This window comes from Micromonospora sp. NPDC051006, assembly GCF_044456245.1.
In the GTDB taxonomy this organism is placed as follows: Bacteria; Actinomycetota; Actinomycetes; order Mycobacteriales; family Micromonosporaceae; genus Micromonospora.
Genome location: NZ_JBITFP010000004.1, coordinates 69,847 through 96,550, shown reverse-complemented (window position 1 = coordinate 96,550; position 26,704 = coordinate 69,847). Strand labels below are relative to the sequence as shown.

24 protein-coding genes are annotated in these 26,704 nt (G+C 71.1%); 13 read left to right on the top strand and 11 right to left on the bottom strand.

Annotated features, from left to right (window positions below; translation table 11 throughout):
* Positions 1 to 36: 36 nt before the first annotated feature.
* Positions 37 to 2,358: a ribonucleoside-diphosphate reductase subunit alpha gene (locus ACIBBA_RS09160; RefSeq protein WP_396695926.1), complete on the top strand. Its 2,322-nt coding sequence runs from the start codon at positions 37 to 39 to the stop codon at positions 2,356 to 2,358.
* Positions 2,359 to 2,395: 37 nt separating this feature from the next.
* Positions 2,396 to 3,415 carry a ribonucleotide-diphosphate reductase subunit beta gene (locus ACIBBA_RS09155; protein ID WP_396695345.1) on the top strand — a complete coding sequence of 340 codons (1,020 nt, stop codon included), beginning with the start codon at positions 2,396 to 2,398 and terminating at the stop codon, positions 3,413 to 3,415.
* A 90-nt stretch (positions 3,416 to 3,505) separates the two neighbouring features.
* Here ACIBBA_RS09155 and ACIBBA_RS09150 read toward each other — a convergent pair whose 3' ends face one another.
* The 4 genes from ACIBBA_RS09150 to ACIBBA_RS09135 all read right to left on the bottom strand — a co-directional run bounded on the left by ACIBBA_RS09150 (position 3,506) and on the right by ACIBBA_RS09135 (position 5,701).
* Complete coding sequence (locus ACIBBA_RS09150; RefSeq protein ID WP_350873890.1) at positions 3,506 to 3,829, bottom strand: plasmid stabilization protein; 324 nt, start codon at positions 3,827 to 3,829, stop codon at positions 3,506 to 3,508.
* A 187-nt stretch (positions 3,830 to 4,016) separates the two neighbouring features.
* The gene (locus ACIBBA_RS09145) at positions 4,017 to 4,511 is read right to left on the bottom strand and encodes a hypothetical protein (RefSeq protein ID WP_396695342.1); all 495 of its coding nucleotides are present in this window, start codon (positions 4,509 to 4,511) and stop codon (positions 4,017 to 4,019) included.
* Positions 4,504 to 5,079 (bottom strand): NADAR family protein, encoded by a 576-nt coding sequence (locus ACIBBA_RS09140; RefSeq protein WP_396695340.1) that lies wholly within the window; start codon positions 5,077 to 5,079, stop codon positions 4,504 to 4,506. The genes ACIBBA_RS09145 and ACIBBA_RS09140 overlap by 8 nt, the downstream gene beginning before the upstream one ends.
* 67 nt (positions 5,080 to 5,146) lie before the next feature.
* On the bottom strand, positions 5,147 to 5,701 hold the full coding sequence (locus ACIBBA_RS09135) for a hypothetical protein (protein ID WP_396695338.1): 555 nt from the start codon (positions 5,699 to 5,701) through the stop codon (positions 5,147 to 5,149).
* Positions 5,702 to 5,936: 235 nt separating this feature from the next.
* Here ACIBBA_RS09135 and ACIBBA_RS09130 point away from each other — a divergent pair, with 235 nt between their 5' ends.
* From ACIBBA_RS09130 to ACIBBA_RS09110, 5 genes are all read left to right on the top strand, one after another.
* Complete coding sequence (locus ACIBBA_RS09130) at positions 5,937 to 6,278, top strand: ArsR/SmtB family transcription factor (RefSeq protein WP_396695924.1); 342 nt, start codon at positions 5,937 to 5,939, stop codon at positions 6,276 to 6,278.
* Positions 6,279 to 6,788: 510 nt separating this feature from the next.
* Complete coding sequence (locus tag ACIBBA_RS09125) at positions 6,789 to 7,226, top strand: DUF6069 family protein (RefSeq protein ID WP_396695336.1); 438 nt, start codon at positions 6,789 to 6,791, stop codon at positions 7,224 to 7,226.
* A gap of 14 nt (positions 7,227 to 7,240) precedes the next feature.
* Positions 7,241 to 8,383 (top strand): sensor histidine kinase, encoded by a 1,143-nt coding sequence (locus ACIBBA_RS09120; RefSeq protein ID WP_396695334.1) that lies wholly within the window; start codon positions 7,241 to 7,243, stop codon positions 8,381 to 8,383.
* Complete coding sequence (locus ACIBBA_RS09115) at positions 8,383 to 8,991, top strand: response regulator (RefSeq protein WP_396695332.1); 609 nt, start codon at positions 8,383 to 8,385, stop codon at positions 8,989 to 8,991. Before ACIBBA_RS09120 ends, ACIBBA_RS09115 begins: the two co-directional genes overlap by 1 nt.
* A 267-nt stretch (positions 8,992 to 9,258) precedes the next feature.
* Complete coding sequence (locus ACIBBA_RS09110) at positions 9,259 to 11,535, top strand: penicillin acylase family protein (protein WP_396695330.1); 2,277 nt, start codon at positions 9,259 to 9,261, stop codon at positions 11,533 to 11,535.
* Between the two features lie 151 nt (positions 11,536 to 11,686).
* Here ACIBBA_RS09110 and ACIBBA_RS09105 read toward each other — a convergent pair whose 3' ends face one another.
* Together ACIBBA_RS09105 and ACIBBA_RS09100 are read right to left on the bottom strand one after the other, a co-directional pair.
* Positions 11,687 to 13,246: an acetolactate synthase large subunit gene (locus ACIBBA_RS09105; RefSeq protein WP_396695328.1), complete on the bottom strand. Its 1,560-nt coding sequence runs from the start codon at positions 13,244 to 13,246 to the stop codon at positions 11,687 to 11,689.
* 129 nt (positions 13,247 to 13,375) lie between these two features.
* Positions 13,376 to 14,395, bottom strand: a complete 1,020-nt coding sequence (locus ACIBBA_RS09100) for an aldo/keto reductase (protein ID WP_396695326.1) — start codon at positions 14,393 to 14,395, stop codon at positions 13,376 to 13,378.
* A gap of 156 nt (positions 14,396 to 14,551) precedes the next feature.
* Here ACIBBA_RS09100 and ACIBBA_RS09095 point away from each other — a divergent pair, with 156 nt between their 5' ends.
* On the top strand, positions 14,552 to 15,139 hold the full coding sequence (locus ACIBBA_RS09095) for a TetR/AcrR family transcriptional regulator (RefSeq protein ID WP_396695324.1): 588 nt from the start codon (positions 14,552 to 14,554) through the stop codon (positions 15,137 to 15,139).
* Between the two features lie 241 nt (positions 15,140 to 15,380).
* On the top strand, positions 15,381 to 16,487 hold the full coding sequence (locus tag ACIBBA_RS09090) for an aromatic acid exporter family protein (RefSeq protein ID WP_396695322.1): 1,107 nt from the start codon (positions 15,381 to 15,383) through the stop codon (positions 16,485 to 16,487).
* Here ACIBBA_RS09090 and ACIBBA_RS09085 read toward each other — a convergent pair.
* Together ACIBBA_RS09085 and ACIBBA_RS09080 are read right to left on the bottom strand one after the other, a co-directional pair.
* Positions 16,469 to 17,143, bottom strand: a complete 675-nt coding sequence (locus ACIBBA_RS09085) for a response regulator (RefSeq protein ID WP_350873880.1) — start codon at positions 17,141 to 17,143, stop codon at positions 16,469 to 16,471. The two genes, ACIBBA_RS09090 and ACIBBA_RS09085, sit on opposite strands and share 19 nt — an antisense overlap.
* On the bottom strand, positions 17,140 to 18,831 hold the full coding sequence (locus tag ACIBBA_RS09080; protein ID WP_396695320.1) for an ATP-binding protein: 1,692 nt from the start codon (positions 18,829 to 18,831) through the stop codon (positions 17,140 to 17,142). Before ACIBBA_RS09080 ends, ACIBBA_RS09085 begins: the two co-directional genes overlap by 4 nt.
* A 99-nt stretch (positions 18,832 to 18,930) precedes the next feature.
* Between ACIBBA_RS09080 and ACIBBA_RS09075 the strand changes: the two genes are divergently transcribed.
* From ACIBBA_RS09075 to rraA, 4 genes are read left to right on the top strand one after another with little or no spacing between them, the layout of a single operon-like run.
* The gene (locus tag ACIBBA_RS09075) at positions 18,931 to 19,938 is read left to right on the top strand and encodes a Bug family tripartite tricarboxylate transporter substrate binding protein (protein WP_396695318.1); all 1,008 of its coding nucleotides are present in this window, start codon (positions 18,931 to 18,933) and stop codon (positions 19,936 to 19,938) included.
* Between the two features lie 5 nt (positions 19,939 to 19,943).
* Positions 19,944 to 20,594, top strand: a complete 651-nt coding sequence (locus ACIBBA_RS09070; RefSeq protein ID WP_396695316.1) for a tripartite tricarboxylate transporter TctB family protein — start codon at positions 19,944 to 19,946, stop codon at positions 20,592 to 20,594.
* Positions 20,594 to 22,099, top strand: a complete 1,506-nt coding sequence (locus ACIBBA_RS09065) for a tripartite tricarboxylate transporter permease (protein WP_396695314.1) — start codon at positions 20,594 to 20,596, stop codon at positions 22,097 to 22,099. The genes ACIBBA_RS09070 and ACIBBA_RS09065 overlap by 1 nt, the downstream gene beginning before the upstream one ends.
* A 49-nt stretch (positions 22,100 to 22,148) precedes the next feature.
* Positions 22,149 to 22,631, top strand: a complete 483-nt coding sequence (gene rraA, locus ACIBBA_RS09060) for a ribonuclease E activity regulator RraA (RefSeq protein ID WP_396695312.1) — start codon at positions 22,149 to 22,151, stop codon at positions 22,629 to 22,631.
* A 64-nt stretch (positions 22,632 to 22,695) separates the two neighbouring features.
* Here the strand turns inward: rraA and araA are convergent, their stop codons facing one another.
* Genes araA through araB form a run of 3 tightly spaced genes read right to left on the bottom strand, consistent with a single transcriptional unit; the run spans position 22,696 to position 26,698 of the window.
* Positions 22,696 to 24,210, bottom strand: coding sequence for an L-arabinose isomerase (araA, locus tag ACIBBA_RS09055; RefSeq protein WP_396695310.1), 1,515 nt, complete (start codon positions 24,208 to 24,210; stop codon positions 22,696 to 22,698).
* Positions 24,207 to 24,962 carry an L-ribulose-5-phosphate 4-epimerase gene (locus ACIBBA_RS09050; RefSeq protein WP_396695308.1) on the bottom strand — a complete coding sequence of 252 codons (756 nt, stop codon included), beginning with the start codon at positions 24,960 to 24,962 and terminating at the stop codon, positions 24,207 to 24,209. Before ACIBBA_RS09050 ends, araA begins: the two co-directional genes overlap by 4 nt.
* Positions 24,959 to 26,698 carry a ribulokinase gene (gene araB / locus ACIBBA_RS09045; protein ID WP_396695306.1) on the bottom strand — a complete coding sequence of 580 codons (1,740 nt, stop codon included), beginning with the start codon at positions 26,696 to 26,698 and terminating at the stop codon, positions 24,959 to 24,961. The genes ACIBBA_RS09050 and araB overlap by 4 nt, the downstream gene beginning before the upstream one ends.
* Between the last annotated feature and the right edge of the window lie 6 nt (positions 26,699 to 26,704).

The following is a 26,704-nucleotide window of genomic DNA, read 5'->3' as shown; positions in this document are numbered from 1 at the left end:
CAGGAGCTGACCGTGCCGGGGCAGCGGCGTACCCCGATGCAGGTGCGCAAGCGTAATGGCGCGCTCGAACCGGTCGACGTGAACAAGATCGTCCGCGCCGTGGAGCGGTGGGCGGACGACCTGACCGACGTCGACCCGTTGCGGGTGGCCACGCGGACGATCAGTGGCCTCTACGACGGGGCGACGACGGCCGAGCTGGACCGGCTCTCGATCCAGACCGCGGCCGAGATGATCGGCGAGGAACCCCAGTACTCCCGGCTCGCGGCCCGGCTGCTGGCCGGCTACGTCGACAAGGAGGTACGGGGGCAGGGCATCGCCTCGTTCAGCCAGGCGATCCAGCTCGGTCACGAGCACGGGCTGATCGGTGACCAGACGGCACAGTTCGTGTCGCTCAACGCCCGCAAGCTCGACGACGCGATCGACCCCGCGGCCGACCTGCGCTTCGAGTACTTCGGGTTGCGGACGGTCCACGACCGCTACCTGCTGCGGCACCCCACCAGCCGGTTGGTGGTGGAGACGCCGCAGTACTGGCTGCTGCGGGTCGCCTGCGGGCTGTCGCGCACCCCTGCCGAGGCGATCGGGTTCTACCGGCTGATGTCGTCGCTGGCGTACCTGCCGAGTTCCCCGACGCTGTTCAACTCCGGCACCGCGCACACGCAGATGTCGTCCTGCTTCCTGGTCGACTCGCCGCGCGACGAGCTCGACTCCATCTACGACCGGTACGCGCAGGTGGCGAAGCTGTCGAAGTTCGCCGGCGGGATCGGGATCGCCTGGTCGCGGGTGCGTTCCCGGGGCGCGCTGATCCGGGGCACGAACGGGCTCTCCAACGGCATCGTGCCGTGGCTGCGCACGCTGGACGCGAGCGTGGCCGCGGTCAACCAGGGGGGCCGGCGCAAGGGGGCGGCCTGTGTCTACCTGGAGCCGTGGCACCCGGATGTCGAGGAGTTCCTGGAACTGCGCGACAACACCGGTGAGGACGCCCGGCGTACGCACAACCTGAACCTGGCGAACTGGATCCCGGACGAGTTCATGCGCCGGGTCGAGGCCGACGAGATGTGGTCGCTGTTCGACCCGGCTGAGGTGCCCGAACTGCCCGACCTGTGGGGCGAGGAGTTCGACACCGCGTACCGGTCCGCCGAGGCCGCCGGCCGGTTCGTGCGCCAGGTCAAGGCCCGGGACCTGTACGGGCGGATGATGCGCACGCTGGCCCAGACCGGCAACGGGTGGATGACGTTCAAGGACCCGTCGAACCGGTTGTGCAACCAGACCGCCGAGCCGGGCAACGTGGTGCACTTGTCCAACCTCTGCACCGAGATCGTCGAGGTCTCCAGCGACGGCGAGACCGCGGTCTGCAACCTCGGTTCGGTGAACCTCGCGGCCCACCTGGCCGGCGACGACATCGACTGGGCGCGGCTGCGCGAGACCGTACGGACCGCGGTGGTCTTCCTCGACCGGGTGATCGACATCAACTACTACCCGAGCGTCGAGGCGGCGGCGAGCAACCCGCGCTGGCGGCCGGTCGGGCTCGGCCTGATGGGCCTGCAGGACGTGTTCTTCGCGCTCAGGCTGCCGTTCGACTCCGAAGCGGCCAGGGAACTCTCCACCCGGATCTCAGAGGAGATCTACCTGACCGCCCTGGAGACCTCCGCCGGCCTGGCCGAACAGTTCGGTCCGCATCCGGCCTACCAGCAGACCCGGGCCGCTCGGGGCCAGCTCCAGCCCGACCTGTGGGGAATTACCCCGGCGCAGGCCGAGCGCTGGGCCGCCGTCAAGGAACGCGTCGCGACGCACGGGCTGCGTAACTCGCTGCTGGTCGCGATCGCCCCGACCGCCACCATCGCCTCGATCGCCGGCTGCTACGAGTGCATCGAGCCGCAGGTGTCCAACCTGTTCAAGCGCGAGACGCTCTCCGGCGAGTTCCTGCAGATCAACACCGCGCTGGTCCGGCAGCTGAAGGACCTCGGGATGTGGACCGAGGAGATCCGGACCGAGATCAGGCGGGCGGAGGGGTCGGTCCAGAGCATCGAGGCGCTGCCGGCCGAGGTACGCGAGCTGTTCCGGACCGCGTGGGAGCTGCCTCAGCGGGCCCTGATCGACCTTGCCGCCGCCCGTTCGCCCTTCATCGACCAGAGCCAGTCGCTGAACCTGTTCATGAGCGCGCCGAGCATCGGGAAGCTCTCCTCGATGTACCTGTACGCGTGGAAGTCCGGGCTGAAGACCACGTACTACCTGCGTTCCCGGCCGGCCACCCGGATCCAGCAGGCCACCGTCGCGATCAGTCGCCCGGTGGTGGTCACCGACGAGGAAGCCCTCGCCTGTTCCCTGGAGAACCCCGAATCATGCGACGCCTGCCAGTGACCCGCTCCCCCAGCCGCAACGACAGTAAGGCACTGCGATGACCAGCACCGCGAAGACCGCCATGTTGCTCGACCCGGGGATGGATCTCACCCTGCGGCCGATGCGCTATCCGCACTTCTTCGACCGGTTCCGGGACGCGATCAAGAACACCTGGACGGTGGAGGAGGTCGATCTGCACTCCGACCTCGCCGACCTGGACCGGCTCTCGCCCGCCGAGCGGCACCTGGTCAGCCGTCTCGTGGCGTTCTTCGCCACCGGCGACACCATCGTCGCCAACAACCTGGTGCTCAACCTCTACCAGCACGTCAACTCCCCGGAGGGACGGCTCTACCTGTCCCGCCAACTCTTCGAGGAGGCCGTGCACGTCCAGTTCTACCTGAACCTGCTCGACACCTACGTGCCGGACGAGGAGGAACGCTTCGCCGCGTTCGACGCGATCGAGAACATCCCCTCGATCCGTCGCAAGGCCGAGTTCTGCTTCCGCTGGATCGACTCGATCTTCGAACTTCGGGAGCTGAGAACCCGCGAGGACCGGCGGGCGTTCCTGCTCAACCTGATCTGCTTCGCCGCCTGCATCGAGGGGCTGTTCTTCTACGGCGCGTTCGCGTACGTCTACTTCCTGCGCTCCCGTGGTCTCCTGCACGGGCTCGCCTCCGGCACCAACTGGGTGTTCCGCGACGAGTCGATGCACATGGCGTTCGCGTTCGACGTCGTCGACACCGTACGCCAGCAGGAGCCCGACCTGTTCGACGACGATCTGCGTCAGCAGGTACGCGAGATGCTCGCCGAGGCGGTCGAGTGCGAGGTCCAGTTCGCCGAGGACCTCCTCGAACAGGGCGTCTCCGGGCTCTCGCTGCCCGACATGCGGGAGTACCTCCAGCACGTGGCCGACCGGCGGCTCGCCCAGCTCGACATCGCCCCGATCTTCGGTGCGAAGAACCCGTTCGCCTTCATGGAGTTGCAGGACGTGCAGGAGCTGTCCAACTTCTTCGAGCGGCGGGTGTCGGCGTACCAGGTCGGCGTGACCGGCACGGTCAGCTTCGACGACGACTTCTGACCGGTGCTGGTGGGTGGGCCAGCCGGCCCACCCACCAGCATCGCCGGTCGGCCTCGCCCGGGGCTGGCCGAGGGAACGGCCGGGAGGCGTTCAGCGGGACAGGGCCTTCTCCAGCTCTGCCTTGGACATGGATGAGCGGCCCTTGATGCCGCGCTTCTTCGCCTCGTTGTAGAGCTGCTCCTTGGTACGTCCCTGCGCCCCGCTGTGTGAGCGCTTGCCACCGCGATGCCCGGACGAGACGTCGTTGAGGGAGGAGCGGCTCGCGGTACGGGACTCGCCGGAGCGGGCCCGCTCCTTGTTGACGGTCCGGGCGGCGATCTCCTCGGCCCGGTCGGTGGAGACGCCGCGCTTCTTCGCGCTCGCCTTGATGTGCTCGTACTGCCGCTCCCTCTTGGGACTGGACCCTGCTGGCATCGGATGCCTCCCGGGTGACTCGAATGGGACGGAAACCGGCGACCCGTCCAACGGCACCGTCGGCCAGGTCGTCAGTGCTGACGCGACCAGCGGAGAGATGCCCTGAGCGGCGAGCGGCAAAACGTCGCGGGAACGGACTCGGGCGGCTCAGCGCGCCAGCCGGAACACGGACCCGCGCACCGTGCACTCAGCCGGTGGCCGCGAGCCTCGGCGCGCTCGGAGGACGGAGAAGGTGATCACGGCACAGCCGACGCACGGTGGCGGCGAGCTTCTGATTGCCGCGCCCCCAGCCCTGGTCCCACTCGTCGGCCAGGGCGTGCAGGTCGGTGAACGGGCTGCGCCAGACCTCCTCCAGGTCCAGGTGCCACGACACGAACGCCGACGTCTGCTCGCTGACGGTCCGCTCATCGACCTCACCGCCGAGCAGTCGTTGCGCCAACGCGGCAAACCACGCGTCGGACGCCTCGGCCGCGCTGGGAATGGGTACGTCGAGTTCGGCGAGCGCCGCGGGCAGCAACTCGCCGATCAGCGGTGGGTCGGTGCCGTCGAGGCCGGCCAGCTCCCGCAGCCTCGGCCCGTCGTGCCCGTCCGCGAGCCAATCCGCCGCGTACCACGGCACCCGCTCGACATCGGCGCTGCCCAGGGCGTACTCGGCGGCGACGAGCTCCGGCGACTTACCCACCGGAGGCTGCCTCTGCACGCAGCATCGCGTGCGTCTGCATGAGCGCGAAGCCGAGCAGGTTCAACCCGCGCCACCGTGCGGGATCGACGGCGTCCGGGTGGTCGACGGCCAGACCAATGCCCCACACCCGGTCGAGCGGGCTGGCCTCCACCAGCACCCGCTCACCGGTGTCGAACAGATACCCGCGTAGCTCCCGGTGCTGGCCGAACTTCGCCAGGTTGCCCGCCACCACGACGTCGTAGCGGTGCTGCTCCCACACCTGCTCGTCGAAACCCGTGATCTGCCGGCCGAGCGTCTTCGCCGCGTGCGGGTGCACCACCGTCAGAATCCTGGCGGCTGTCGCCTCGTCGCCGAACAAGATGGCTTTGCGCCACATCATGTAATGCTCGGCGGTCCCGAACTCCAGCCCGTCGACGCTGAACGGCGCCGGCCACCACTGGCTCAGACAACCAGCCCCGATGCTGCCGTCGTGCTGCGGCTGGTGGCCCCAGAAGAACAGAAACTTCACCCTGGAGCCGGCACGCATCGCGTCGGTCAGTTCGGCGACGCTGCGCACCGACGCGACCATGCGGGCCAGTCTGCCGCACCGCCGGCCCGCGACGCATCGCCAATACCGCTGACGCCGGCGTCGGGGCCTAGCTCCCCGCGTCGCTCGACTCGGGCGGTGGCAGCGGCAACTCGACGGCGGCCACCGGCCCGACCGGCACGTCGGAGTGCGCTGGCGGCAGCTTGTCGGCGCGCGGCGAGCGACTGTGCACCCAGCCCCGGCCGGTCGGGTCCGAGCGCCTGCTCACCTCGCAGGTCACCATCTGGATCGGCGCCGGCGGCGCGGTCAACCGGCCGGCACCCCAGCGCACCCAGAGCGCGATCCGCCCCGCGTCCGCTTCGGCGAGCAGTTTCTCCCAGGTGCGGCGGCGCGTACTGTGATCGATCTCGACGACGACCGGCGGCCCGTCCGGGCGGGCACAGGCCACGTCGAGCACCGACTGCTGTGCGGACATCGGCGGCGGCAGCGGCAGCACGCTGGGCGCCCGCCGGTAGACCCGCCAGCCCTGCTCCCCCGCCCACTCGACCACCGCGTCGATCAGCCGGGCGGTCACCTGGTCGGTGGTCAGGTCGGTGAAGGTGACCGCGTCGAGTCGGTCAGCCAGCGACTCCGCCAACCGCTCCCCGTCCGCACCGACCACCACCGCCGCAGGGTAACCGCGCCACCGGCCGTTCCCGCCAGCGGGGCGGCGCCTCTCCCGGGCTCCCGAAACGCGACCTGACCGGACTGCCGAGGTGGCCGGTGACCTCGCCGCCCGGGCCTTCCGGACCTCCCGGACCGCGTCCTCACGATCGCCATCGGTGTGATGCTTCCGGTTCCACCGGCCTATCGATGGTTCTGGTGGAACGATGGTAGGCGTGGGAACTGCGAAAACTGCCATGCCTGCTATTTCGCCGCTGGCCGGCGAGCCGATCAAGCGCGCCGATGCCGAGCGGCTCGCGGGGGTGCTGAAGGCATTCGCCGATCCGGCCCGACTGCGGCTGCTCAGCCTGATCCAGGCCGCTCCGGAGGGCGAAGCGTCCGTGACTGACCTCACCGCGCCGCTGAATCTCTCCCAGCCGACCGTGAGCCATCACCTTCGGATCCTCACCGAAGCCGGCCTGCTCGAGCGCGATAAGCGCGGCGTCTGGGCGTACTACCGCCTGGTGCCGGAGGCGATCGCGGCGATAGCCGACCTCTTGACGCCGCCCCGCAAACGAGCGACGAAGAAGACCCGCTGACCGGCACCTCGAGGACCGCCCCGCCGTAGCGGGTCGGCACGGTGATCCGGTTGCCAGCACCGCTCGCCTCGCGGCGTCCTGTCCGCGTGCCGGCGAGCGCTTTTCGCGTACCCGGTGTCACCCACGCTGGCCGACCCTCCCGCCCCCGGCGGCGGCCGCACCGCCGCCTCTTCGCGCCTCCCCCGCCCCGCCCTCCGGCCGCGGGGCCTCAACGGCGTCAATTGTCGGGGGCTTTACCCAGTCTCTGACCATCCTCGCTCCCCCGCCTGTCGAGCCGGATCCACAGCGGGGCGACCGACGCTGGGCCGCACCCGACCCTCATGCGGGCACCCTGCGTCACTCCCGCGCCCGTGCGGAAACGCCGTCTACGCGGGCCGCTCCGCCACGGGTGCAGGACATTCGTCCTACGGATCAGGTGACATCTCAGCCTGCCGCGCACCCCCGCCGCCGCCGTAGCGTCGGGGACGCAAGAAGGTGGAGCACCGGTCGGACAGGAAGAGGCGAAGGACCATGACGCAGACAACGAGCATCGCCGATCATGCGGCAGAACCCGGCCGGAGCCTGCGCGGCGGGGTGACGCTGGTCGCCGCGTCCGCCGTCGCGCTGGCGGTCTGGGCGATCAGTGTGCCGATCGCCGGGCTGGACCTGACGGTGGGGTCCGGCCCGACGGCGCAGACGGTCGGCCCGGCGTCGGTCGCCGTCGTGCCGCTGCTGGTGGGCGCCGCGGCATGGGGACTGCTGGCGTTCCTCGATCGACGGTTCCGCCGCGGCCTGCGCGCCTGGCGGATCACCGCCTGGGTGGTCTTGGCGTTGTCCCTGCTCGGGCCGGCCTCCTCCGGCGCCTCGGGCGCGGTGCTCGCGAGCCTGTCGGCCATGCACCTCGCCGTGGGAACAGTGCTCATCTTCGGCCTCGCGCCGACCTCGACCGGTCGGATGCGGTCCCGTTGAGTGTGGACGCGGCGATGAGGACGCACGACGAGACCCTCGACTGCGTCCGGACCGAGCCGGCCTTCGCGTGGGTCGCACGCCATCCCGGCCCGTGGTTCGCGCTCATCTGGGCGCCGGTGCTCCTGCTCGCACCGGTCGTCGATTCGCTGGCCGACGGGCAGGTCCTCCGGACGGCCCATCTGCTACTTCTCGGCGCGGCCTACGCCCTCACGGTGTGGCTGCCGTTCCGGGTGGGCCCGCGCGACGGCCGCACCTCGGAGGCAGCCCTGCTGGTCGTCGCCGTCCTGTGCACCGCGTACCTCGTGGTGTGGCGCACCGACCGGGAGTTCGTCTTCCCGCTGCTCGCGATCGCCGCGGCCGTCGCCGTGCGGCAGCGGTGGGCGCTGGGCATGATCGCCTCGCTGACGATCAGCGGCGCAGTCGCCGCCGGGCTGGAGAGCGGCTCCCTCGACGTGGCCCTCTTCCTGGGCTTCTCGACGTTCTTCGCCGGAGTGGGGACGTACCTGGTGCAGTACCTCGTGGGCGTCGTCGGCGAACTCACCCGCACCCGGGAGCAGTTGGCGCGGGTCGCGGTCTCCGAGGAGCGGCTACGGTTCTCCCGGGATCTGCACGACCTGCTCGGGCACACGCTGTCGGTGGTCGTGATCAAGGCCGAAGCGATCAGGCGCCTCCTCGGGCGGGATCCCGAGGCGGCCACCGAGCACGCCCGGAACATCGAGACCATCGGCCGGCAGGCCCTCACGGAGGTACGCGAGGCCGTGACCGGCTACCGCTCGGTGCGCCTGCGCGAGGAGCTCGCCAACGCCAGCACGGCGCTGTCGGCCGCCGACATCCGGGTCGACGTCACGCCGCCGGCGGTCGAACTCGACGCCCAGGTCGACTCGTTGCTCGGCTGGGTCGTCCGCGAAGGCGCCACGAACGTGCTGCGGCACGCCGGGGCCACCAGCTGCCGCATCACGGTGACGTCCGACGGGGAGCACGCGAGTGTGGAGGTCGTCGACGACGGGCGCGGCCGCGCGGCAACCGACGGGAGCGGCCTGCGCGGCCTGCGGGAACGCGCAGAGGACCTGGGTGGCGAGCTCACCGCGACCGCGACGCCGTCCGGGTTCCGCCTGGCGGCGTCCGTACCCGCGCAGGCTCGGTCGGGGCGACGCTGATGCCCACGACGATCCTCATCGCCGAGGACCAGGCGATGTTGCGCTCGGCCATCGCCACCCTGCTCGACCTCGAGGAGGACCTGACGGTGGTGGCGAGCGTCGGGCGCGGTGACGAGGTGCTGGCTGCCGCCCGGGACACCCGCCCGGACGTGGTGCTGCTCGACATCGAGCTGCCTGGCCGCAGCGGCCTGGATCTCGTCGGCGACGTGGCGAAGGCGCTGCCGGACTGCGCGGTCGTCGTGGTGACGACGTTCGGCCGTCCCGGCTACCTGCGCCGCGCCATGGAGGCCGGCGCGAAGGGGTTCCTGGTGAAGGACGACCCGGTCGAGGAGCTCGCCGCCTCGATCCGCCGGGTCCTCGCCGGCGAGATCGTGGTGAACCCACTGCTGGCCGCGCAGGCGCTGAGTGCCAGTCCGAACCCGCTCAGCGAACGGGAACGAGAGGTGCTGAGCGCGTCCACGGGCGGGGCGACGATCGCTGGCATCGCCGGCCGGTTGCACCTGTCGCCGAGCACGGTGCGGAACTACCTCTCGGCAGCCATCGGCAAAACCGGAACCCGCAACCGCGGCGAGGCGTTGAGTCTCGCCCGCGACCGCGGCTGGCTCTGACCGCGCAGCGATGGGGCTGTGCCGCTCCGGCCAGCCCGCACGTGGCATTGATCGAGGTCTTGCTCCCCCCAACGTATACAACATACGCTCCTCGAATCGAGCATCCGAGGAGCTGCCCATGACGGACCTCTCCTTCAGCGCGGTGAGCCCGCGTCCACACCATCCACTCCGGGCCGCTGCCGGGCACCCCGCGGGCGCGCCCCACCACCCCACCGATCGCGCTGACCGCGCAAGATCGGTTGACCTCCCGAGAAGGTGGACCAAGCCATGAACCACCCGCAGAACGAAGGGCTGAGCCGGCGCCGCATCCTGGGCGGTGCGGCCGGACTGGCCGCTGGAGCCGTGGCGGCCGGACTGCCGGCCGGCGGCGCGTCCGCCGCGCCCGCGCAGCACGCTTCCGACCTCGCCCGCTGGCGTCGGCAGGCGGCGAACGTGACGATCACCCGCGACGACTGGGGGATCCCCCACGTGGTGGGCAAGACCGACGCCGACGCGGTGTTCGGCATGATGTACGCCCAGGCCGAGGACGACTTCAACCGGGTCGAACGCAACTATCTGGTCAGCCTCGGCCGCCTCGCCGAGGCCGAGGGCGAGACCGCGATCTGGCAGGACCTGCGCCAGCGGCTGTTCATCGACCCCGAGGTGCTGAAGCGGGACTACGCGAAGAGCCCGGCCTGGTTACGCAAGCTCATGCAGGCCTGGGCCGACGGGTTGAACTACTACCTGGCGACGCACCCCGAGGTGCGGCCCCGCGTGATCACCCGGTTCGAGCCGTGGATGCCGCTGAGCTTCTCCGAGGGCAGCATCGGCGGCGACATCGAGCGGGTGCCGCTCACCCAGCTCGAAGCCTTCTACACCGAGCGTCCGGTGGAGATGACCGAGGAGGAGCGTGGTCTGCTGTTCCGCGAGCCCAAGGGTTCGAACGGCATGGCGATCGCGCCGAAAAACACTCGGGACGGCCACGCGCTGCTGCTGATCAACCCGCACACCAGCTTCTTCTTCCGCTCCGAGCAGCACGTGACCAGCCGCGAGGGGCTGAACGCCTATGGCGCGGCCACCTGGGGGCAGTTCTTCATCTACCAGGGCTTCAACGCGCACACGGGCTGGATGCACACGTCGAGCGGCGTGGACAACGTCGACGAGTTCGCCGAGACCGTCGTGACCGGGGCCGGGGGCCGCCGCTACTACCGCTACGGCACCGGACTGCGGCCGGTGACCACGAAGACGATCACCCTGTCGTACCGCACCGCGGACGGCGCACGGGCCCGGCGCAGCTTCACCACCTTCGCCACCCACCATGGCCCGATCGTGCGCGAGGCCGACGGCAAGTGGATCGCGTTCGCGTTGATGAACAAGCCCCTCGAGGCGCTGCAGCAGAGCTTCCTGCGCACCAAGACCCGGGACTACGCCGACTACCTCCAGGTGGCGGGCCTCAAGGCCAACAGCTCCAACAACACCCTCTTCGCGGATTCCAAGGGTGAGATCGCCTTCCTGATGCCGCAGTTCATGCCCGTCCGGGACGACCGCTTCGACTACCGCAAGCCCGTCGACGGCAGTGACCCGGCGACCGACTGGCGCGGGTTGCACACCCTCCGGAGCCTTCCGCAGGCGGTGAACCCGAAGACCGGTTGGGCCTTCAACACGAACAACTGGCCGTGGACCGCGGCCGGGCCGTACAGCCCCAGGGCCGCCGACTACCCCCGCTACTTCGACCAGGCCGGCGAGAACCCGCGCGGACCGCAGGCCATCCGGGTCCTGACGGCGCGGCGGGACTTCACGCCGGAGACGCTGATCGAAGCCGCCTTCGACACCTACCTCACCGCCTTCGCCCGGCTCGTGCCGGGACTGGTCGCGGCGTGGGACAAGCTGCCTGAGGGCGACCAGCAGAAGGCGGCGCTCGCCGAGCCGATCGAGCTGCTGCGCGGTTGGGACTTCCGCTGGAGCGCGGAATCGACCGCGACGTCGCTGGCGGTGTTCTGGGGCGAAGCGCTCTGGGCGCCCCTGTCCCAGGCGGCGCGAGACGCCGGCATGTCCATGTGGGACTACCTGGCCGAGCGGGCCACCGATGCGCAGCGGCTCACCGCGCTCGAAGCAGCGGCGGACCGGCTGACCCAGGACTTCGGCGGCTGGCAGGTGCCCTGGGGCGAGATCAACCGCTTCCAGCGCAACGACGGCGCGATCACGCAGACCTTCGACGACGCCAAGCCCAGCCTTGCGGTGCCCTTCACCTCCGCGCAGTGGGGTTCCCTCGCCTCGTTCGGAGCCCGGCGCTACCCGGGAACGAAGCGCTACTACGGCACCAGCGGCAACAGCTTCGTGGCGGTGGTGGAGTTCGGGCCGAGGCTGCGTGCCTGGGCGGTGACGGCGGGTGGCGCGAGTGGGCATCCGGACTCGCCGCACTTCAACGACCAGGCCGAACGGTACGCGAGCGGCGAGCTTCGGCCCGTCTACTTCTATCCCGAGGACCTGACGGGCCACATCGAGCGGAGCTACCGGCCGGGCGCTGCCGTTCCCCGGCAGGCCCCGGCGGGGGACGGCAGCTAGTCGCCGACCGGGAGCCCGTCGACGACCGGTGGTAGGACGTCGCGTCGACGCCGAGGCGGTCAGGCCGGCCAACCGGTCGGTGCGCGCCTCGGCGTCGACGGGCACGGCCGCCGCCCGACCGTGCGTCAACAACCGTCGTCGCGACGGGAGATCAGGCGGCAGGTGGGATCACGGCCTGGATGAGGTGCGGGCCCGGTTCGGCGAGGGCCGCACTGAACTGCTCCGCGAACTCCTCGGCGGTCGTGGCGCGGGTGGCGGGCACGCCGAACGACTCCGCCAGCCGGACGAAGTCGACCGCCGGATCGGCCAGGCCGAACAGCGGGTTCGCGTCCGGGCCTCCGGCGCTGGGCCGGCGGCTGAAGTGTGCCCACTCCTGACGCAGGATGGCGTACGCGTGGTTGTCGAGGATCACCGTGGTGATGTTCAACTGCTCGCGTGCCTGGGTCCAGAGTGCGGTGACCGTGTACATGGAACATCCGTCGGCCTCGAGTGCCACCACCGGCCGGTCGGGCGCGGCGACGGCGGCGCCGACGGCCAGCGGCAGGCCGTCGCCCATCGCGCCACCGGTCTGCATGAGCACGTCGTGCCGGGGTGCGCCCGCGGTGGCGGCCGCCAGCGCGGTACCGGAGCTGACCGTCTCGTCGATGACGATCGCCCGTTCGGGGAGCAGCGCCGCGATGACGTCGACCCAGTTCTGCAGGGTGAGCGGGCCGCTGGGCAGCGCCGGCCGCCGGGGCTCGGCGACGTCGGGCGCCGCGCCGGTGGCCACCAGGTCGGCGAGTTGGACGAGCGCGGCGACGGCATCCTGGCCGACCTCGGCGAGGACGTGCGCCTCGGCGCCCTCCGGGACCAGGCAGCTCGGCTGGTCGGGGTAGGCGAAGAACGCGACGGGGACCTTGGCGCCCGCGACGATCACCTGGCGTACCCCGGCCAGTTGTTCGAGTACCTGCTCCGGGTAGAAACCCAGCCGGGGAAACGTGGGCAGGCCCGCCCCGTGCTCGACCCGGTTGGAATAGAGCTCCTGGAACACCCGGACGCCGGTGGCGGCGGCGATGCGGCTCGCCGCGTACAGGCCCGCCTCGCGGAGCGCCGGCCCCCCGATGACCAGCGCGGTCGCCTCGCCACCGCGAATGACCTGCGCTACCTGGGCGATCACCTCCTCGGTCACCGCCGGCGTCGGCCTGGGGGCCACCGGTGTGCCGACCACTCCGCCGTCGGCCCACGAGACGTCCGCCGGCATGATCATGGTCGCGATCTGTCCGGCTGGCGCCACGGCGTCGGCCAGCGTCGCGGCGGCGTCGGTCCCGGCGCCCGCGGCGTTCTCGGTACGGCGGACGGGACCGCGCAGCCAGCCGCCGAGCGCGGCGATGTCGGAGGTCAGCGGCGAGTCGAACACGTTGTGGTAGGTCGGATGGTCGCCGACGATGCTCACCACCGGCGAGTTCGCGCGCCGGCTGTTGTGCAGGTTGGTCAGGCCGTACGCGAACCCCGGACCGAGGTGCAGCAGGGTCGCGGCGGGCTTCCCGGCGATGCGGGCGTACCCGTCGGCGGCGCCGGTGACCACGCCCTCGAAGAGGGCGAGCACCCCCCGCAGCCGTGGTACCGAGTCCAGCGCCCCGACCAGGTGCAGCTCGGTGGTGCCGGGATTGGTGAAGAGGACCTCGACCCCGCCGTCGGCCAAGGTCCGCAGCAGTGCTTCAGCCCCGTTCACGACATCGCCCTTCGTTCGGACCACTGGTCGCCAGCATAGGCGGCCAAATACCCTCAAAGCGGTGCATTCGACTGGCACCGGTCGGCGGACCGGTGCCGGTCGAATGCGCGGGGCTTCGGGCGCGAGCGATCAGCGGCGCCGCAGTGCCGCGTCGAGCAGGGCGGGCGGAGTGTCGAACTTCTCGTGTGCGGCGAGGTCGGTGCCGGGGGCGACGATCGCGTCGATCGCGTCGAGCACGTCGGCGGAGAGCACGGTGTCCGCGGCGGCGAGCTGTGAGTGCAGGTGCTCCAGGGTGCGAGGGCCGATGATCGCGCTGGTCACCGCGGGGTGGGCGGTGACGAAGCCCAGGGCCAGCTGGATCAGCGTCAGGCCGGCCTCGTCGGCGACCTTGGCCAGCTGCTCGACCGCGTCCAGCCGGACCCGGTTGGCAGGGATGGCGGTGTCGAAGCGCTGCGGCATGAAGGTCGAGCGGTTGGTCGTGACCTCCCGGCCCGCACGGATCGCGCCCGAAAGCCAGCCCGAGGCCAGCGGGCTCCAGGCCAGCACACCGAGACCGTACTGCTCGGCCACGGGCAGGACGTGGGCCTCGATGCCGCGCTGCAGGACCGAGTAGCTGGGCTGCTCGGTGACGTAGCGGCTCAGGTGGTTGTCCCGCGCGGCCCACTGGGCCTGGACGATGCGGTAGGCCGGGAAGGTCGAGGAGCCGAAGTAACGGATCTTCCCGGCACGCTGGAGGTCGGTCAGCGCCGACAGCGTCTCCTCGTCGCTGGTGCGCGGGTCCCACCGGTGGATCTGGTAGAGGTCGACGTGGTCGACACCGAGGCGACGCAGGCTGTTGTCCAACTCGGTGACCAGCCAGCGGCGCGAGCTGCCCTGGTGGTTGAGCTTGTCGCCCATCGGCATGCTCGCCTTCGTGGCCAGCACGATGTCGTCGCGGCGCCCGGCGATGGCCCTGCCGACCATCTCCTCCGACTCGCCCTGGCTGTACATGTCGGCGGTGTCGATGAGGTTGATGCCTTTCGCCAGGGCCGCGTGGACGATGGCGGTCGCCTCGTCCTGGGTGGTACGCCCGATGTCGCCGAAGTTCATCGCGCCGAGCACGAGCGAGCTGACCTGCACGCCGGTGCGGCCCAAGGTGCGGTACTGCATGGGGTGTTTCCTTCCCTGTCGCTGAGGGGTGGTGGTGACACGTGGCTTGGTCGCCGGCCCCCGGGTCTGGCATCATGAGCCAAACGGAACCTTGCTCCGTTAACGATACGGAACACTGTTCCGTTTGCCAAGTCGAGTGGCGGAGGGAACAGAGCGGTGATCGACGACGGGGGTACCGAACGCGCGCCTCAGCGCAGGAGGGCGGACGCGGTACGCAACGAGAAGACCCTGCTCGACGCGGCCGCCGCGGTCTTCGTCACCGCCGGAGTGGAAGCGCCCGTACGGGACATCGCGGCCAGAGCGGGCGTCGGCACCGGCACCATCTACCGACACTTCCCCACCCGGGCCGACCTGATCATCGCCGTCTACCGGCACCAGGTCGAGGCCTGCGCCGAGGCCGGTCCGGCCCTGCTGGCGAGCAGCTCGACCCCGTACGCCGCCCTGGCCCGATGGATCGATCTCTTCGTCGACTTCCTGGTCACCAAGCGCGGACTCGCCGGCGTGCTGCGGTCCGACGACGCCGGCTTCGACACCCTGCACGCCTACTTCCTCGACCGCCTCGTGCCCGTCTGCACGCAACTGCTCGACGCCGCCGCCGCGGCCGGCGAGATCCGCCCCGGCATCGCCGCCTACGAACTCATGCGCGGCGTCGGAAACCTCTGCATCGGCGCCGACAACGACCCCCGCTACGACCCACGGCACCTGGTCGAACTGCTCGTCGCAGGACTGCTCCGACCTCGGTAGCGGCGGCCCGACCCGCCACGCCCTCATCCGCTGCCCCACACCCGACCGAGCGGCACCGTGACGATCTCGTGATGGTCTTGGAGTTGGTCGGATCTGCTGGGCGTCGGCGTGGTACGAGTGCTCGATGAGTCCTGATGGCCGCCGCCGGAGAGGCGTTGACCGGTCGCGGCTCGAACGTGTCGACGAAAAAGCGAAGGCGACCGCTGCCAGGTTCCGGGTCCGAGGTGGGCGGGCGGGACGGTTGCGGCTGAGTCAGCTGGAAGCCGCCCTGGTGATCTCGGTGCAGGCGGGGCTCGCCGCGGCCCTGGCCTGGTCGATCGGGCACGACGTGCTGGGCAATCCCTCGCCGATCTTCGCCCCATCCGCCGCGGTGGGTACGATCGTCGCCTCACTCGGCCAGCGCGCCCACCGCACGATCGAACTGCTGCTCGGCGTCGGACTCGGTATCGCCACCACCGACTTCCTGCTGGCCTTTCTGGGCACCGGATTCTGGCAGACGGGATTCATCGTCGGATGCGCCATCCTCGCCACGCTCGTGCTGTTCGGGCGCAGCGGGGCGGCCGTCGGCCAGGCCGGCGGTACGGCGGTGCTACTCGCGGCGTTGGCTCCGGCCCAGACGGACCTCGAATGGCCTCGGATCGTCGAGGCGATGGTCGGCGGCGGCGTGGGCCTCGTGGTGGTCGCGTTGCTGGTGCCGCTGAACCCGATGCGCATCCTCGACCGCGACGCAGCTCCGATCTTCCGGTGCCTCGCAGGTCAGCTGAGGGAGGTCTCCGCCGCGCTGACGGACGGCGATCAGCAGCGGGCGGTTCGCGCATTGGACACGCTGCGCGGCATGGGACCCGACCTCGACCGGATGCACCAGGCGCTCAGCGGCGCCGAGGAGGTGGTCAGCCTGGCACCTGCCCGTTGGCTGCGCCGCCAGGACGTCGAACGTTTCGCCCGCGCGACCGTGCACCTGGAACGAGTCATCGAACACAGCCGAGGGGTGGCCCGCCGATCCGCGATGGCGCTGCAGTACCACGAGCCGATCCCCGCCGAGCTGCCCGCCAGCGTCGGACGACTCGCCGATGCGGTCGAGCTGCTGCGCCGTGAGCATCGCGCCGGGCGTCCCACCGAGAAGACCCGCCACGCGGTACGCGACGCCGCCTACCGGGCCGCCCGAGCCCGAGCCCGGGGAGTCGACGAGTTCGGAGACGCGGTGGTGACCCAACTCCGTACCGCCGCGAGCGACCTGCTTCGAGCCACCGGTTGCGACCCGACGTCGGCGAACCAGGAGATTCGGCGTGCGACGCAGAGCGGCGAGAATTCCGTTCGAGCGGCGGGCCGTCAGGAGAGCCAGCTGTAACGCCGCTCCGGGCGGCCGGCGGAGCCGTAGCGGAGACCGACCTGGGCCCGACCGGTGTCGGCGAAGTGTTCCAGGTATCGCCGGGCGCTGACCCGGGAGATGCCCACCGCGTTGGCGCACTCAGCGGCGGAGAACGTGCCGGCGTGCCCCTGCAGGGCCCGCTTCACCAGCTCGGCGGTCTCCGCGCTGAGCCCGCGCGGCAGCGCCGAACTGGCGATGTGCGAGCCGCTGCGGGACAGTACCCGGTCCACGTCGGACTGGTCGCTGACCACCGTGGCGCGCAGCGAGTTGCGCCGGGCGGCGTACTGCTCCAGGCGGGTCCGCAGCTCGTCGAAGCCGAACGGCTTGAGCAGGTAGTTGACCGCGCCGTAGCGAACCGCCTGCCGCACCGCCTCGGCCTCGCGGGCCGCGCTGATCACCAGCACGTCGCAGTCGTGCCGGGCGGCCCGCAGCCGGGTCACCACGTCCAGGCCGAACATGTCCGGCAGATAGAGGTCGAGCAGCACCAGGTCCGGACGGAGTTCGTCGACGGCCGCGACCGCCTCTTCGCCGGTGCTGGCCGTGCCGACCACCTGGAAACCGTCGATCCGCTCGACGAAGCCACGGTGGATCCGGGCCACCATGAAGTCGTCGTCGACGACCAGTACGTCGATCACCGGCTCGCCTCCAGCGCGCCGGTCACCGACATCCGGGCCGTGAACATCGCACCCTCCTCGGTGTTCGTCACCGCGACCTCACCGCCGCGACGGTGACAGACCAGCCGGGTGAGCGCCAGCCCGATGCCCCGTTCGCCACCGCGCGCCGCCTTGGTGGTGAATCCGTGGGTGAAGACCTCCCGGGCCAGTTGCGGGGCCACCCCGGGACCGGAGTCGCGGACCACGATCTCCACCGAGGAGGCGTCCCGGCGCAACTCGACCTCCACCCAGGCCGGTCCGTCCGCGAGGTCGGCGCCCTCCTCGGCGGCACCGGCCGGGCCGCCGGGCGGCGGGGTTCGGCTCTCCCGGCCGCCGGCCACCGCCTCGACGGCGTTGTCGACCAGGTTGCCCAGCACCGTGGCGACGTCCGCGGCGACCGCCGGATCCAGGCGGTCCAGGCCGGTCCGTTCGGAGATCCGCAGCTCCACCCGGCGCTCGGCGGCCAGCGCCGACTTCGCCATCAGCAGGGCCGCCACCGCCGTGTCCTGGATCCGGCTGGTGACGGTGAGGTCGAGGGAGGCCCGGTGCCGGCTCAGCGCGTCGACGTACCGGACGACCTCGTCGTGCTCACCGATCTGGATCAGCCCGGAGATGGTGTGCAGCTGGTTGGCGAACTCGTGGGTCTGGGCGCGCAGCAGCTCGGTGGTGCTGCGGAACGAGCCGATCTCCTGCTCCAGCCGGGCCAGCTCGGTGCGGTCGCGCAGGGTGGTCACCGAACCCAGCCGGCGGCCGTCCTTGCTGACCGTCATCCGGTTCATCACCAGCACCCGGCCGGCGCGCACCACCACCTCGTCGCGGGCCTCCGGGTCGTTGTCGGCGCCGGCCAGCACGTCGCGCAACCGACCCGAGATCCCCAGTTCGGCGAGGCTCCGGCCGAGGCAGTGCTCGGGCAGGTCGAGCAGTCGCCGACCCACCGCGTTGACCAGGGTGATCCGCAGCTGCGGATCGAGTGCGATAACCCCCTCGGCGATGCCGTGCAGCAGCGCCTCCCGGTGCTCGGCCAGGCCGGCGATCTCCCGTGGCTCCAGGCCGAGGGTCTGCCGTTTGATCCGGCGGGCCAGCAGCCAGGACCCCACGAGGCCGAGCACGCTGGCGATGCCGAGGTAGGTGAAGAGGTAGGACGAGGCGCCGACCAGCCGGGCCGACCAGCTCGGCGAGGCTTCGCCGATCATCACGACGCCGAGCTGCTGGCCCAGGTTCCACTCCCGGTCGCCGAGCACCGGCACCTGGGCGACCAGCTCCAGGGAGTCGCCGACGGCCAGCTCACCGGACCAGCTCCGGCCCCGTGCCACCGCCCCGTCGCCCAGCACCAGCGGGCTGCCGACCAGCGTCGGGTCGGTGGAGCTGACCACCCGGCCGCGGGCGTCGGCCACGGTCACCGAGGTCACCCGGGACTGGGTCAGCACGTTCTGCACCAGTGGCGCGACGAGTTCCGCCGGCGCCGGCGAGTTGAGCTGCTCGCGTAGCAACGGGCTGCCGGCGAGCTGCTCGCCGAGGGCGGCCACCCGCCGCCCCTCCACCCGGTTGAAGGTCGCCGCCGACTGGGCCAGCGAGACGGCGGCCACCGCCACCAGCACGACCACGATGATCGCGAGCTGGAGCACCAGCAGCTGCCCGGCCAACGTACGGCGAGGCGTGACCGCGACCACAAAGACCTCAATTTCCGCTGCTGACACAAGGCAGACGTGGTGTCTGCCCGGGGGCCATCATCTTGCCGCCGGACTCCTTCGAAACGGAAGAGAAACATGATGGCAACTCGGAGAAACCTGCTGGTGATGGGCGTGGCCGCCGCCACGGCGTTGGCGCTGGCCGCCTGCGGCGCCACCGCGGACAAGAACGGCAGCGGGTCCGGCGGCGACGGTGAGCCGGCCACCGGACTACGGATCATGGTGCCGAACACCCCCGGCGGCGGGTACGACACCACCGCCCGCACCGCGGCCAAGGTGATGGAGGACGCCAAGATCGCCACCGGGGTGCAGGTCTTCAACCTGCCCGGCGCGGGCGGCACCGTTGGCCTCCAGCGGATGGTGAACGAGAAGGGCAACGGCAAGCTCGCCATGCAGATGGGGCTGGGCGTGGTCGGCGCGTCGTACACCTCGAAGTCGTCGGCGACGCTCACCCAGACCACCGCCCTGGCCAAGATGATCGAGGAGGCCGGCGCCATCGTGGTGCCGAAGGAGTCTCCGTACCAAAGCATCGGTGACCTGGTCACGGCCTGGAAGGCCAACCCCAAGGCCATCGCGGTCGGCGGTGGCTCCTCCCCCGGCGGCCCGGACCACCTGCTGCCGATGCAGCTGGCCAAGACCGTCGGCATCGACCCCCGCCAGGTCAACTTCATCTCGTACGACGGCGGCGGCGAGCTGCTGCCGGCCGTGCTCGGTGGCAAGGTGGCCTTCGGCGCGAGCGGCTTCGGCGAGTTCCTCGACCAGGTGGAGGCCGGCCAGCTCCGGGTCCTCGCGGTCACCAGCGAGGCGCCGATCGACGCGCTCAAGGACGTGCCGACGCTGAAGTCGGCCGGCATCGACCTGGTCTTCACGAACTGGCGGGGCATCGTCGCACCGCCCGGCATCAGCGATGCCGACAAGAAGGTCTGGATCGACGCGCTGACGAAGATGCACGAGTCCGCCGAGTGGAAGGCCGAGCTGACCAAGCGGGGCTGGACCGACGCCTTCGTCACCGGCGAGGCGTTCGCCACCTTCCTCACCGAGCAGGACAAGTCGGTGGCGGACCTGCTCAAGCAGCTCGGGCTGGCGTGAGCGGCATGACGACCCGACCGGACCGGGGCGGCGACCCGCCGCCCCGGTCGGCCGCCGACGCTCCGGCGGTCGTACCCCCGGTGCCGGCACAGCCGAGCGGCCCGGAGGCGACAGCCCCGGCCACCGACCCGCCGGCCGCGCCCGTCGCGGAGATCGTCGCGGAACCGGCTGCCCGGCCGGACCGCGCCCAGTACGGGGTCTGCGCGTTCCTCGTCCTGGTCGGCGGGCTGGTCATCGTCGACGGGATCCGGACCGGGCACGCGATCAGCACCGCCGACCCGATCGGCCCGAAGCCGCTGCCGATCCTGCTCGGCGTGCTGCTGCTGATCGTCGCCGCGATCTACGCGGTGGACGTGTCCCGTGGCGGCCGCGGCGAGCCGGAGGCCGGCGAGGACGTCGACCTCACCACGCCGATCGACTGGCGGACGGTGCTGCTGCTGATCGGCGCGTTCCTGGTCAACGCGGTGCTCATCGACCCGCTCGGCTGGGTGATCAGCGGAACGCTGCTCTTCTGGGGTTCGGCGTTCGCGTTGGGCAACCGGCACCACGTACGCAACCTGCTGATCGCCGTCGCCCTGTCGTTGATCACCTTCTACACGTTCGCCATCGGGCTCGGCGTCAACCTGCCCGCCGGCGTGCTGCAAGGAATCCTGTGATGGACAACCTCGGAAACCTGCTCGACGGGTTCGCCAACGTGGTGACCCCGATGAACCTGCTGATCGCGTTGCTCGGGGTGACCATCGGCACCGCCGTGGGCGTCTTGCCCGGGATCGGCCCGGCGATGACGGTGGCGCTGCTGCTGCCGGTCACCTACGGCATGGAGCCCGTCCAGGCGTTCATCATGTTCGCCGGCATCCTCTACGGCGGCATGTACGGCGGTTCCACCACCTCGATCCTGCTGAACACCCCCGGCGAGTCCTCGTCGGTGGTCACCGCGATCGAGGGCAACAAGATGGCTAAGGCGGGTCGTGCCGCGCAGGCGCTGGCCACCGCCGCCATCGGCTCGTTCGTCGCCGGGACCATCGCCACCCTGCTGCTGGTGCTGGTGACCCCGCCGATGGTGCAGTTCGCGATCAGCCTCGGCGCGCCGGACTACCTCGCGCTGATGCTGCTGTCGTTCGTGGCGGTCACCGCGGTGCTCGGCGCCTCCCGGGTACGCGGCTTCGCCTCGCTGCTGCTCGGCCTGGTCATCGGCACCGTCGGGATCGACGCGGTCAGCGGCCAGCAGCGACTCACCCTGGGCATCCCGCAACTCGCCGACGGCATCGACGTGGTCGTGGTGGCGGTCGGCATCTTCGCCGTCGGCGAGGCGCTCTGGATCGCCGCGCACCTGCGCCGACGCGCCGCCGAGGTGATCCCGGTCGGACGGCCGTGGATGGGGCGTCAGGACTGGAAACGGTCCTGGAAGCCGTGGCTGCGCGGCACCGCGTACGGGTTCCCGTTCGGGGCGCTGCCCGCCGGCGGCGCGGAGATCCCGACCTTCCTGTCGTACGCCACGGAGAAGAAGCTGACGAAGCACCCGGAGGAGTTCGGCCGGGGCGCGATCGAGGGTGTCGCCGGCCCGGAGGCGGCGAACAACGCCTCGGCCGCCGGCACGCTGGTGCCGATGCTGGCGATCGGCCTGCCGACGAACGCGACCGCCGCGGTGATGCTGGCCGCCTTCCAGCAGTACGGCATCCAACCCGGCCCACTGCTCTTCGAGCGGGAGTCCACCCTGGTCTGGACGCTGATCGCCAGCCTCTTCGTGGGCAACCTGCTGCTGCTGGTGCTGAACCTCCCGCTCGCGCCCGCCTGGGCCCGGCTGCTGCGCATTCCGCGCCCGTACCTCTACGCCGGCATCCTCTTCTTCGCCTCGATGGGGGCGTACGCGGTCAACGCCCAACCGTTCGACCTGTTCCTGCTGCTCACCCTCGGCCTGCTCGGGTTCGGCATGCGGCGCTTCGGGCTGCCGATCCTGCCGCTGATCGTCGGGGTGATCCTCGGTCCCCGTGCCGAGTTGCAGGGCCGGCGGGCGTTGCAGCTCTCCGGCGGCGAGCTGCACGGCCTGATCGGCGGCTGGGTCTCCTGGACCATCTACGCCGCGGTTCTGGTGGTGCTGCTCTGGCCGGTGCTCGGCCGCTTCGTCGGACGAGGGGTTCAGGAGAGGCTGGTGACCGGATGACCGTGCTGGTGGGAGCCCCGCCGAGCCGCCCCGACCAGAGAGAACGAGCATGCTGACTCCCACCGCAGACCTCTACGACCGCTACGGCGACCTGCTCGGCTCGTGCGACACCCAGCTACGCCAGTTCGGCGGCGTCCGTGCCTTCGCCGGGCCGGCGGTCACGGTGCGCTGCTTCGAGGACAACGCGCTGGTCAAGTCGATCGTCGCCGAGCCGGGGGTGGGCCGGGTGTTGGTGGTGGACGGCGGCGGGTCGGTGCACACCGCCCTGATGGGCGATCTGATCGCGGCCGCGGCGGCGGAGAACGGCTGGGCGGGGGTGGTGATTCACGGGGCGGTCCGCGACGTCGCCGCGCTGGCCGCGCTGCCGATCGGCATCAAGGCCCTCGGCACCAACCCGCGCAAGAGCGCGAAGAGCGGCGCCGGCGAGCGGGACGTGCCGGTGACGTTCGGAAACTGCGTCTTCTTCCCAGGGTCCGAGGTGCACAGCGACGACGACGGCGTCGTCGTCCTGCCGGTGGACGCGCGGCAGTAGCCCTCCGGCCAGGGCCAGCGAGGTCGGTGGAGGGCCGCCGGGACGCCGGCGGCCCTCCACCAGCTCACAGCCCCTGGCTCAGGCGGTAGTAGGCCTGGTTCCACCGCAGCTCCCGCTGGAAGTCCCGAACGGTGGTGCTCTCGTCGATGACGACCAGTTCGGTCTTCGCGATCTCGGCGAAGTCGCGGAACACGTCGAGGCCCACGGCCGTCGTCATCACGGTGTGGTGGGCGGCACCGGCGACGAGCCAGCACGCGGTCGAGGTCGCGAAGTCGGGCATCGGCCGCCACACGGCCCGGCCGACGGGGAGCCTCGGCAGGTCGGGCGCCTCAACGTTCTCGACGACGTTCGCGACGAGCCGGAAGCGGTCCCGGATGTCGCTCATCGCGACGACGAGGGCCGGACCGGGATCCGCCGTGAAGACCAGCCGGACCGGGTCCTCCCTGCCGCCGATGCCCAGCGGGTGGATCTCCAGGCGTGCCTTCGACGTCGTGAGCGAGGGCGAGACCTCCAGCATGTGAGCGCCGAGGATGCGCTCCGAGCCGGGCACCAGATCGTAGGTGTAGTCCTCCATGAGGCTCGCGCCGCCGGGAAGACCGGCGCCCATCACGTTGGCGACGCGGACCAGGATCGCGGTCTTCCAGTCGCCTTCCGCGCCGAAGCCGTAGCCGTCGGCCATCAGCCGCTGCACCGCGAGGCCCGGTAGCTGCTTCAGCGCGCCGAGGTCCTCGAAACTCGTGGTGAACGCCCCGAAGCCGCCCTCCTCGAGAAACGAGCGCAGGCCCAGTTCGATCGCGGCGCCGTTGCGCAGCGAAGCGTGCCGTTCGCCGCCGGCGCGCAGCTCGGGAACGACGTCGTACAACTCCTCGTACTCCGCGACGAGAGCGTCGACGTCGGCGTCGGCCACCGCGGCCACGGCATCGGCCAGCTCGTTGACACCCCACGTGTTGACCTGCACGCCGAACCGCAGCTCGGCCTCCACCTTGTCGCCCTCGGTGACGGCGACGTAGCGCATGTTGTCGCCGAAGCGGGCGAGCTTGAGGCTGCGGACCGCCGCCCAACCGGCGGCCGCGCGCTGCCAGTCCTCGACCTGCCGGATGACCTGCGGGTTCGACACGTGGCCGACCACCGTCTTGCGCGCGACGCCGAGGCGCGTCTGGATGTACCCGAACTCGCGATCGCCGTGCGCGGCCTGGTTCAGGTTCATGAAGTCGAAGTCGATGTCGGCCCACGGAAGCTCGACGTTCGCCTGGGTGTGCAGGTGCAGCAACGGCTTCTGCAGCGCGTCCAGGCCGCCGATCCACATCTTCGCGGGGCTGAACGTGTGCATCCACGCGATGACGCCGATGACGTTCTCGGCGGCGTTGACCTCGAGGGCGAGGCGTCGGATGGCGTCGGGGTTCTTGAGGACGGGCTTCCAGACGACCCGGACCGGCACACCGGCGCCGAGCTCCTCGGCGATCGCCCGGGACTGCTCGGCGACCTGGCGGAGGGTCTCCTCGCCGTACAGGTCCTGGCTGCCGGTCAGGAACCACACCTCGTAGGGCTCGAAGGTGGTGGCGAGCGGGCTGCGGGTCATGCGTAGATCTCTTCCTGTGCGGGGGCGTGTGGGGCCGGGGGGACGCGGCGGGCGTCGTCGGCCTGTCCGTACACGTTCTGGTACCGGTCGTACAGGCGGTCGATCGCCTCCGGCGGTATCGGGATGAGCGTCCCCGCCTCGCGGGCGAGGTGCACCGTGCGCGCGACGTCCTCGACCATGACCGCGGCCTTCACGGCGTCCCTCGGCGTCGCGCCGATGGCGAACGGCCCGTGGTTCTGCATGAGTACGGCCCGCGAGCGGTGGCCCGTGAGGGTCTCGACGATGCCGCGGCCGATCGAGTCGTCACCGATGATCGCGAACGGCCCGACCGGGACCGCCCCGCCGAACTCGTCCGCCATCCCGGTGATGACACAGGGGATCTCCTCGCCGCGCGCCGCCCACGCCGTGGCGTACGTGGAGTGCGTGTGCACGACGCCGCCCACGTCGGGCATGTGGCGGTACACGTAGGCGTGCGCGGCGGTGTCGCTCGAGGGCGCCCGCTCACTGCCGGGGGTGTCCGGGACGACCGTGCCGGCCAGGTCACAGAGGATCATGTTCTCGGGTGCCAGTTCGTCGTAGGAGACCCCGGACGGCTTGATGACGAACAGGTCGGCGCCCGGCACCCGGCCCGACACGTTGCCGGACGTCCAGACGACGAGCCCGTACCGGGTCAGCTCACCGTGCAGGCGCGCCACGTCCACCCGGACGGCATCGATCGCCGACTGCACGTCGTCGCTGAACAACCCACTCATGCCCTGACTCCCTCGACGAGTTCGGGGGCGGTCTCCGCCGCCCGGTTGGCGTTGCGCAGCGCGGCGCGACGGAGGGCGCGCAGCCGTTTCATGCCCCCGTTCGCGCCCCGACCGAAGTAGTCGTGCAGCGTGCGGTACTCGGCGTACAGCTGGTCGTAGACCGCGGCGTCCGCCTCGTTCGGGAGGTAGACCGAGCGGTGGACCGCGCCCATCGCGGCGGCGGCGGCCCGGATGTCGGCGTACGCGCCGGCGGCGACGGCCGCGTGGATGGCCGACCCGAGCGCGGGGCCCTGCTCGCTCGCGATCACCGAGATCGGCAGCCGCAGCACGTCCGCGTACGTCTGCATCAGCTGCGGGTTCTTGAGCAGCCCTCCGGCGACGATGAACTCCGTCACGGGCACCCCGGCGGCGGCGAACGTCTCGACGATCACGCGGGTGCCGAACGCGGTCGCCTCGAGCAGTGCCCGGTAGCCCTGTTCGGGGCGGGTCGCGAGGGTCTGGCCCACGATCACGCCGGACAGCTCGTGGTCGACGAGCACCGAGCGGTTGCCCGAGTGCCAGTCCAGTGCCACCAGACCGTGGGCGCCGGCGGGCTCGGCGTAGGCCAGTTCCGTCAGGTGCTGGTGGATGCTCCGGCCCGCGGCGGCGGCCTCGTCGTGCAGACGTGCCGGCACCTGGTTGTGCACGTACCAGGCGAAGATGTCGCCGACCCCGGACTGGCCGGCCTCGTAGCCGTACAGTCCGGCGACGATGCCCCCGTCGACGACACCGCACATGCCCGGGACCTCGGCGAGGCGGTCGTGGCTCATCACGTGGCACGTCGAGGTGCCCATGATCGCGACCAGCTGGCCTGGCTCGACGGCCTGCGCGGCCGGCGCGGTGACGTGCGCGTCGACATTGCCCACCGCTACCGCGATGCCCGCGGGCAGCCCGGTCCACGCCGCCGCTCGGGCGCTCAGGGTGCCCGCGACGTCCCCCAGCTGACCGATCTCGTGGGCGAGCTTGTCGTCGGCGAAGCCCGCGAAGTCGGGATTCAGCGCCGCGAGGAACTCCCGGCTCGGATATTCGCCGTTCTGGTAGATGCCCTTGTAGCCGGCCGTGCAGGCGTTGCGCACGTACCTGCCGGTGAGCTGCCAGACGATCCAGTCGGCCGCTTCGACCCAGTGCTCGGTCCGGGAGTAGAGCTCGGGGTCCTCCTCCAGCAACTGGAGTCCCTTCGCGAACTCCCACTCGCTCGAGATCAGGCCGCCGTAGCGCGCCAACCACGGCTCGCGCCGGTCACGCGCGAGGGCGTTGATGCGGTCCGCGTGCGGCTGGGCGGCGTGGTGCTTCCAGAGTTTGACGTAGGCGTGCGGTCGCGCGGCGAGCTCGGGCAGGTCACTCAGCGGGGTGCCGTCGGCGAGTGTCGGCACCATCGTGCACGCGGTGAAGTCCGTGCCGACGCCGATCACCTCGCCCGGGTCGATCCCCGCCGCCGCCACCGCGGCCGGGACCGCGTGCTTGAGGACCTCGACGTAGTCCTGCGGCGCCTGCAGCGCCCAGTCCGGGCCGAGCCGCACCGGTCCGGCGGCGGCCGGTGCGGCGGTGAGGACGTCGTCCATGACGCCGTGCTCGTACTCGTGGACGGCTGAGCCGAGCTCCGCCCCGTCCGAGACCCGGACGACGATCGCCCGGCCGGACAGGGTGCCGTAGTCGACGCCGATCACGTACCGCTCTTGACTACCGTTGTTGTTCACCCGGAC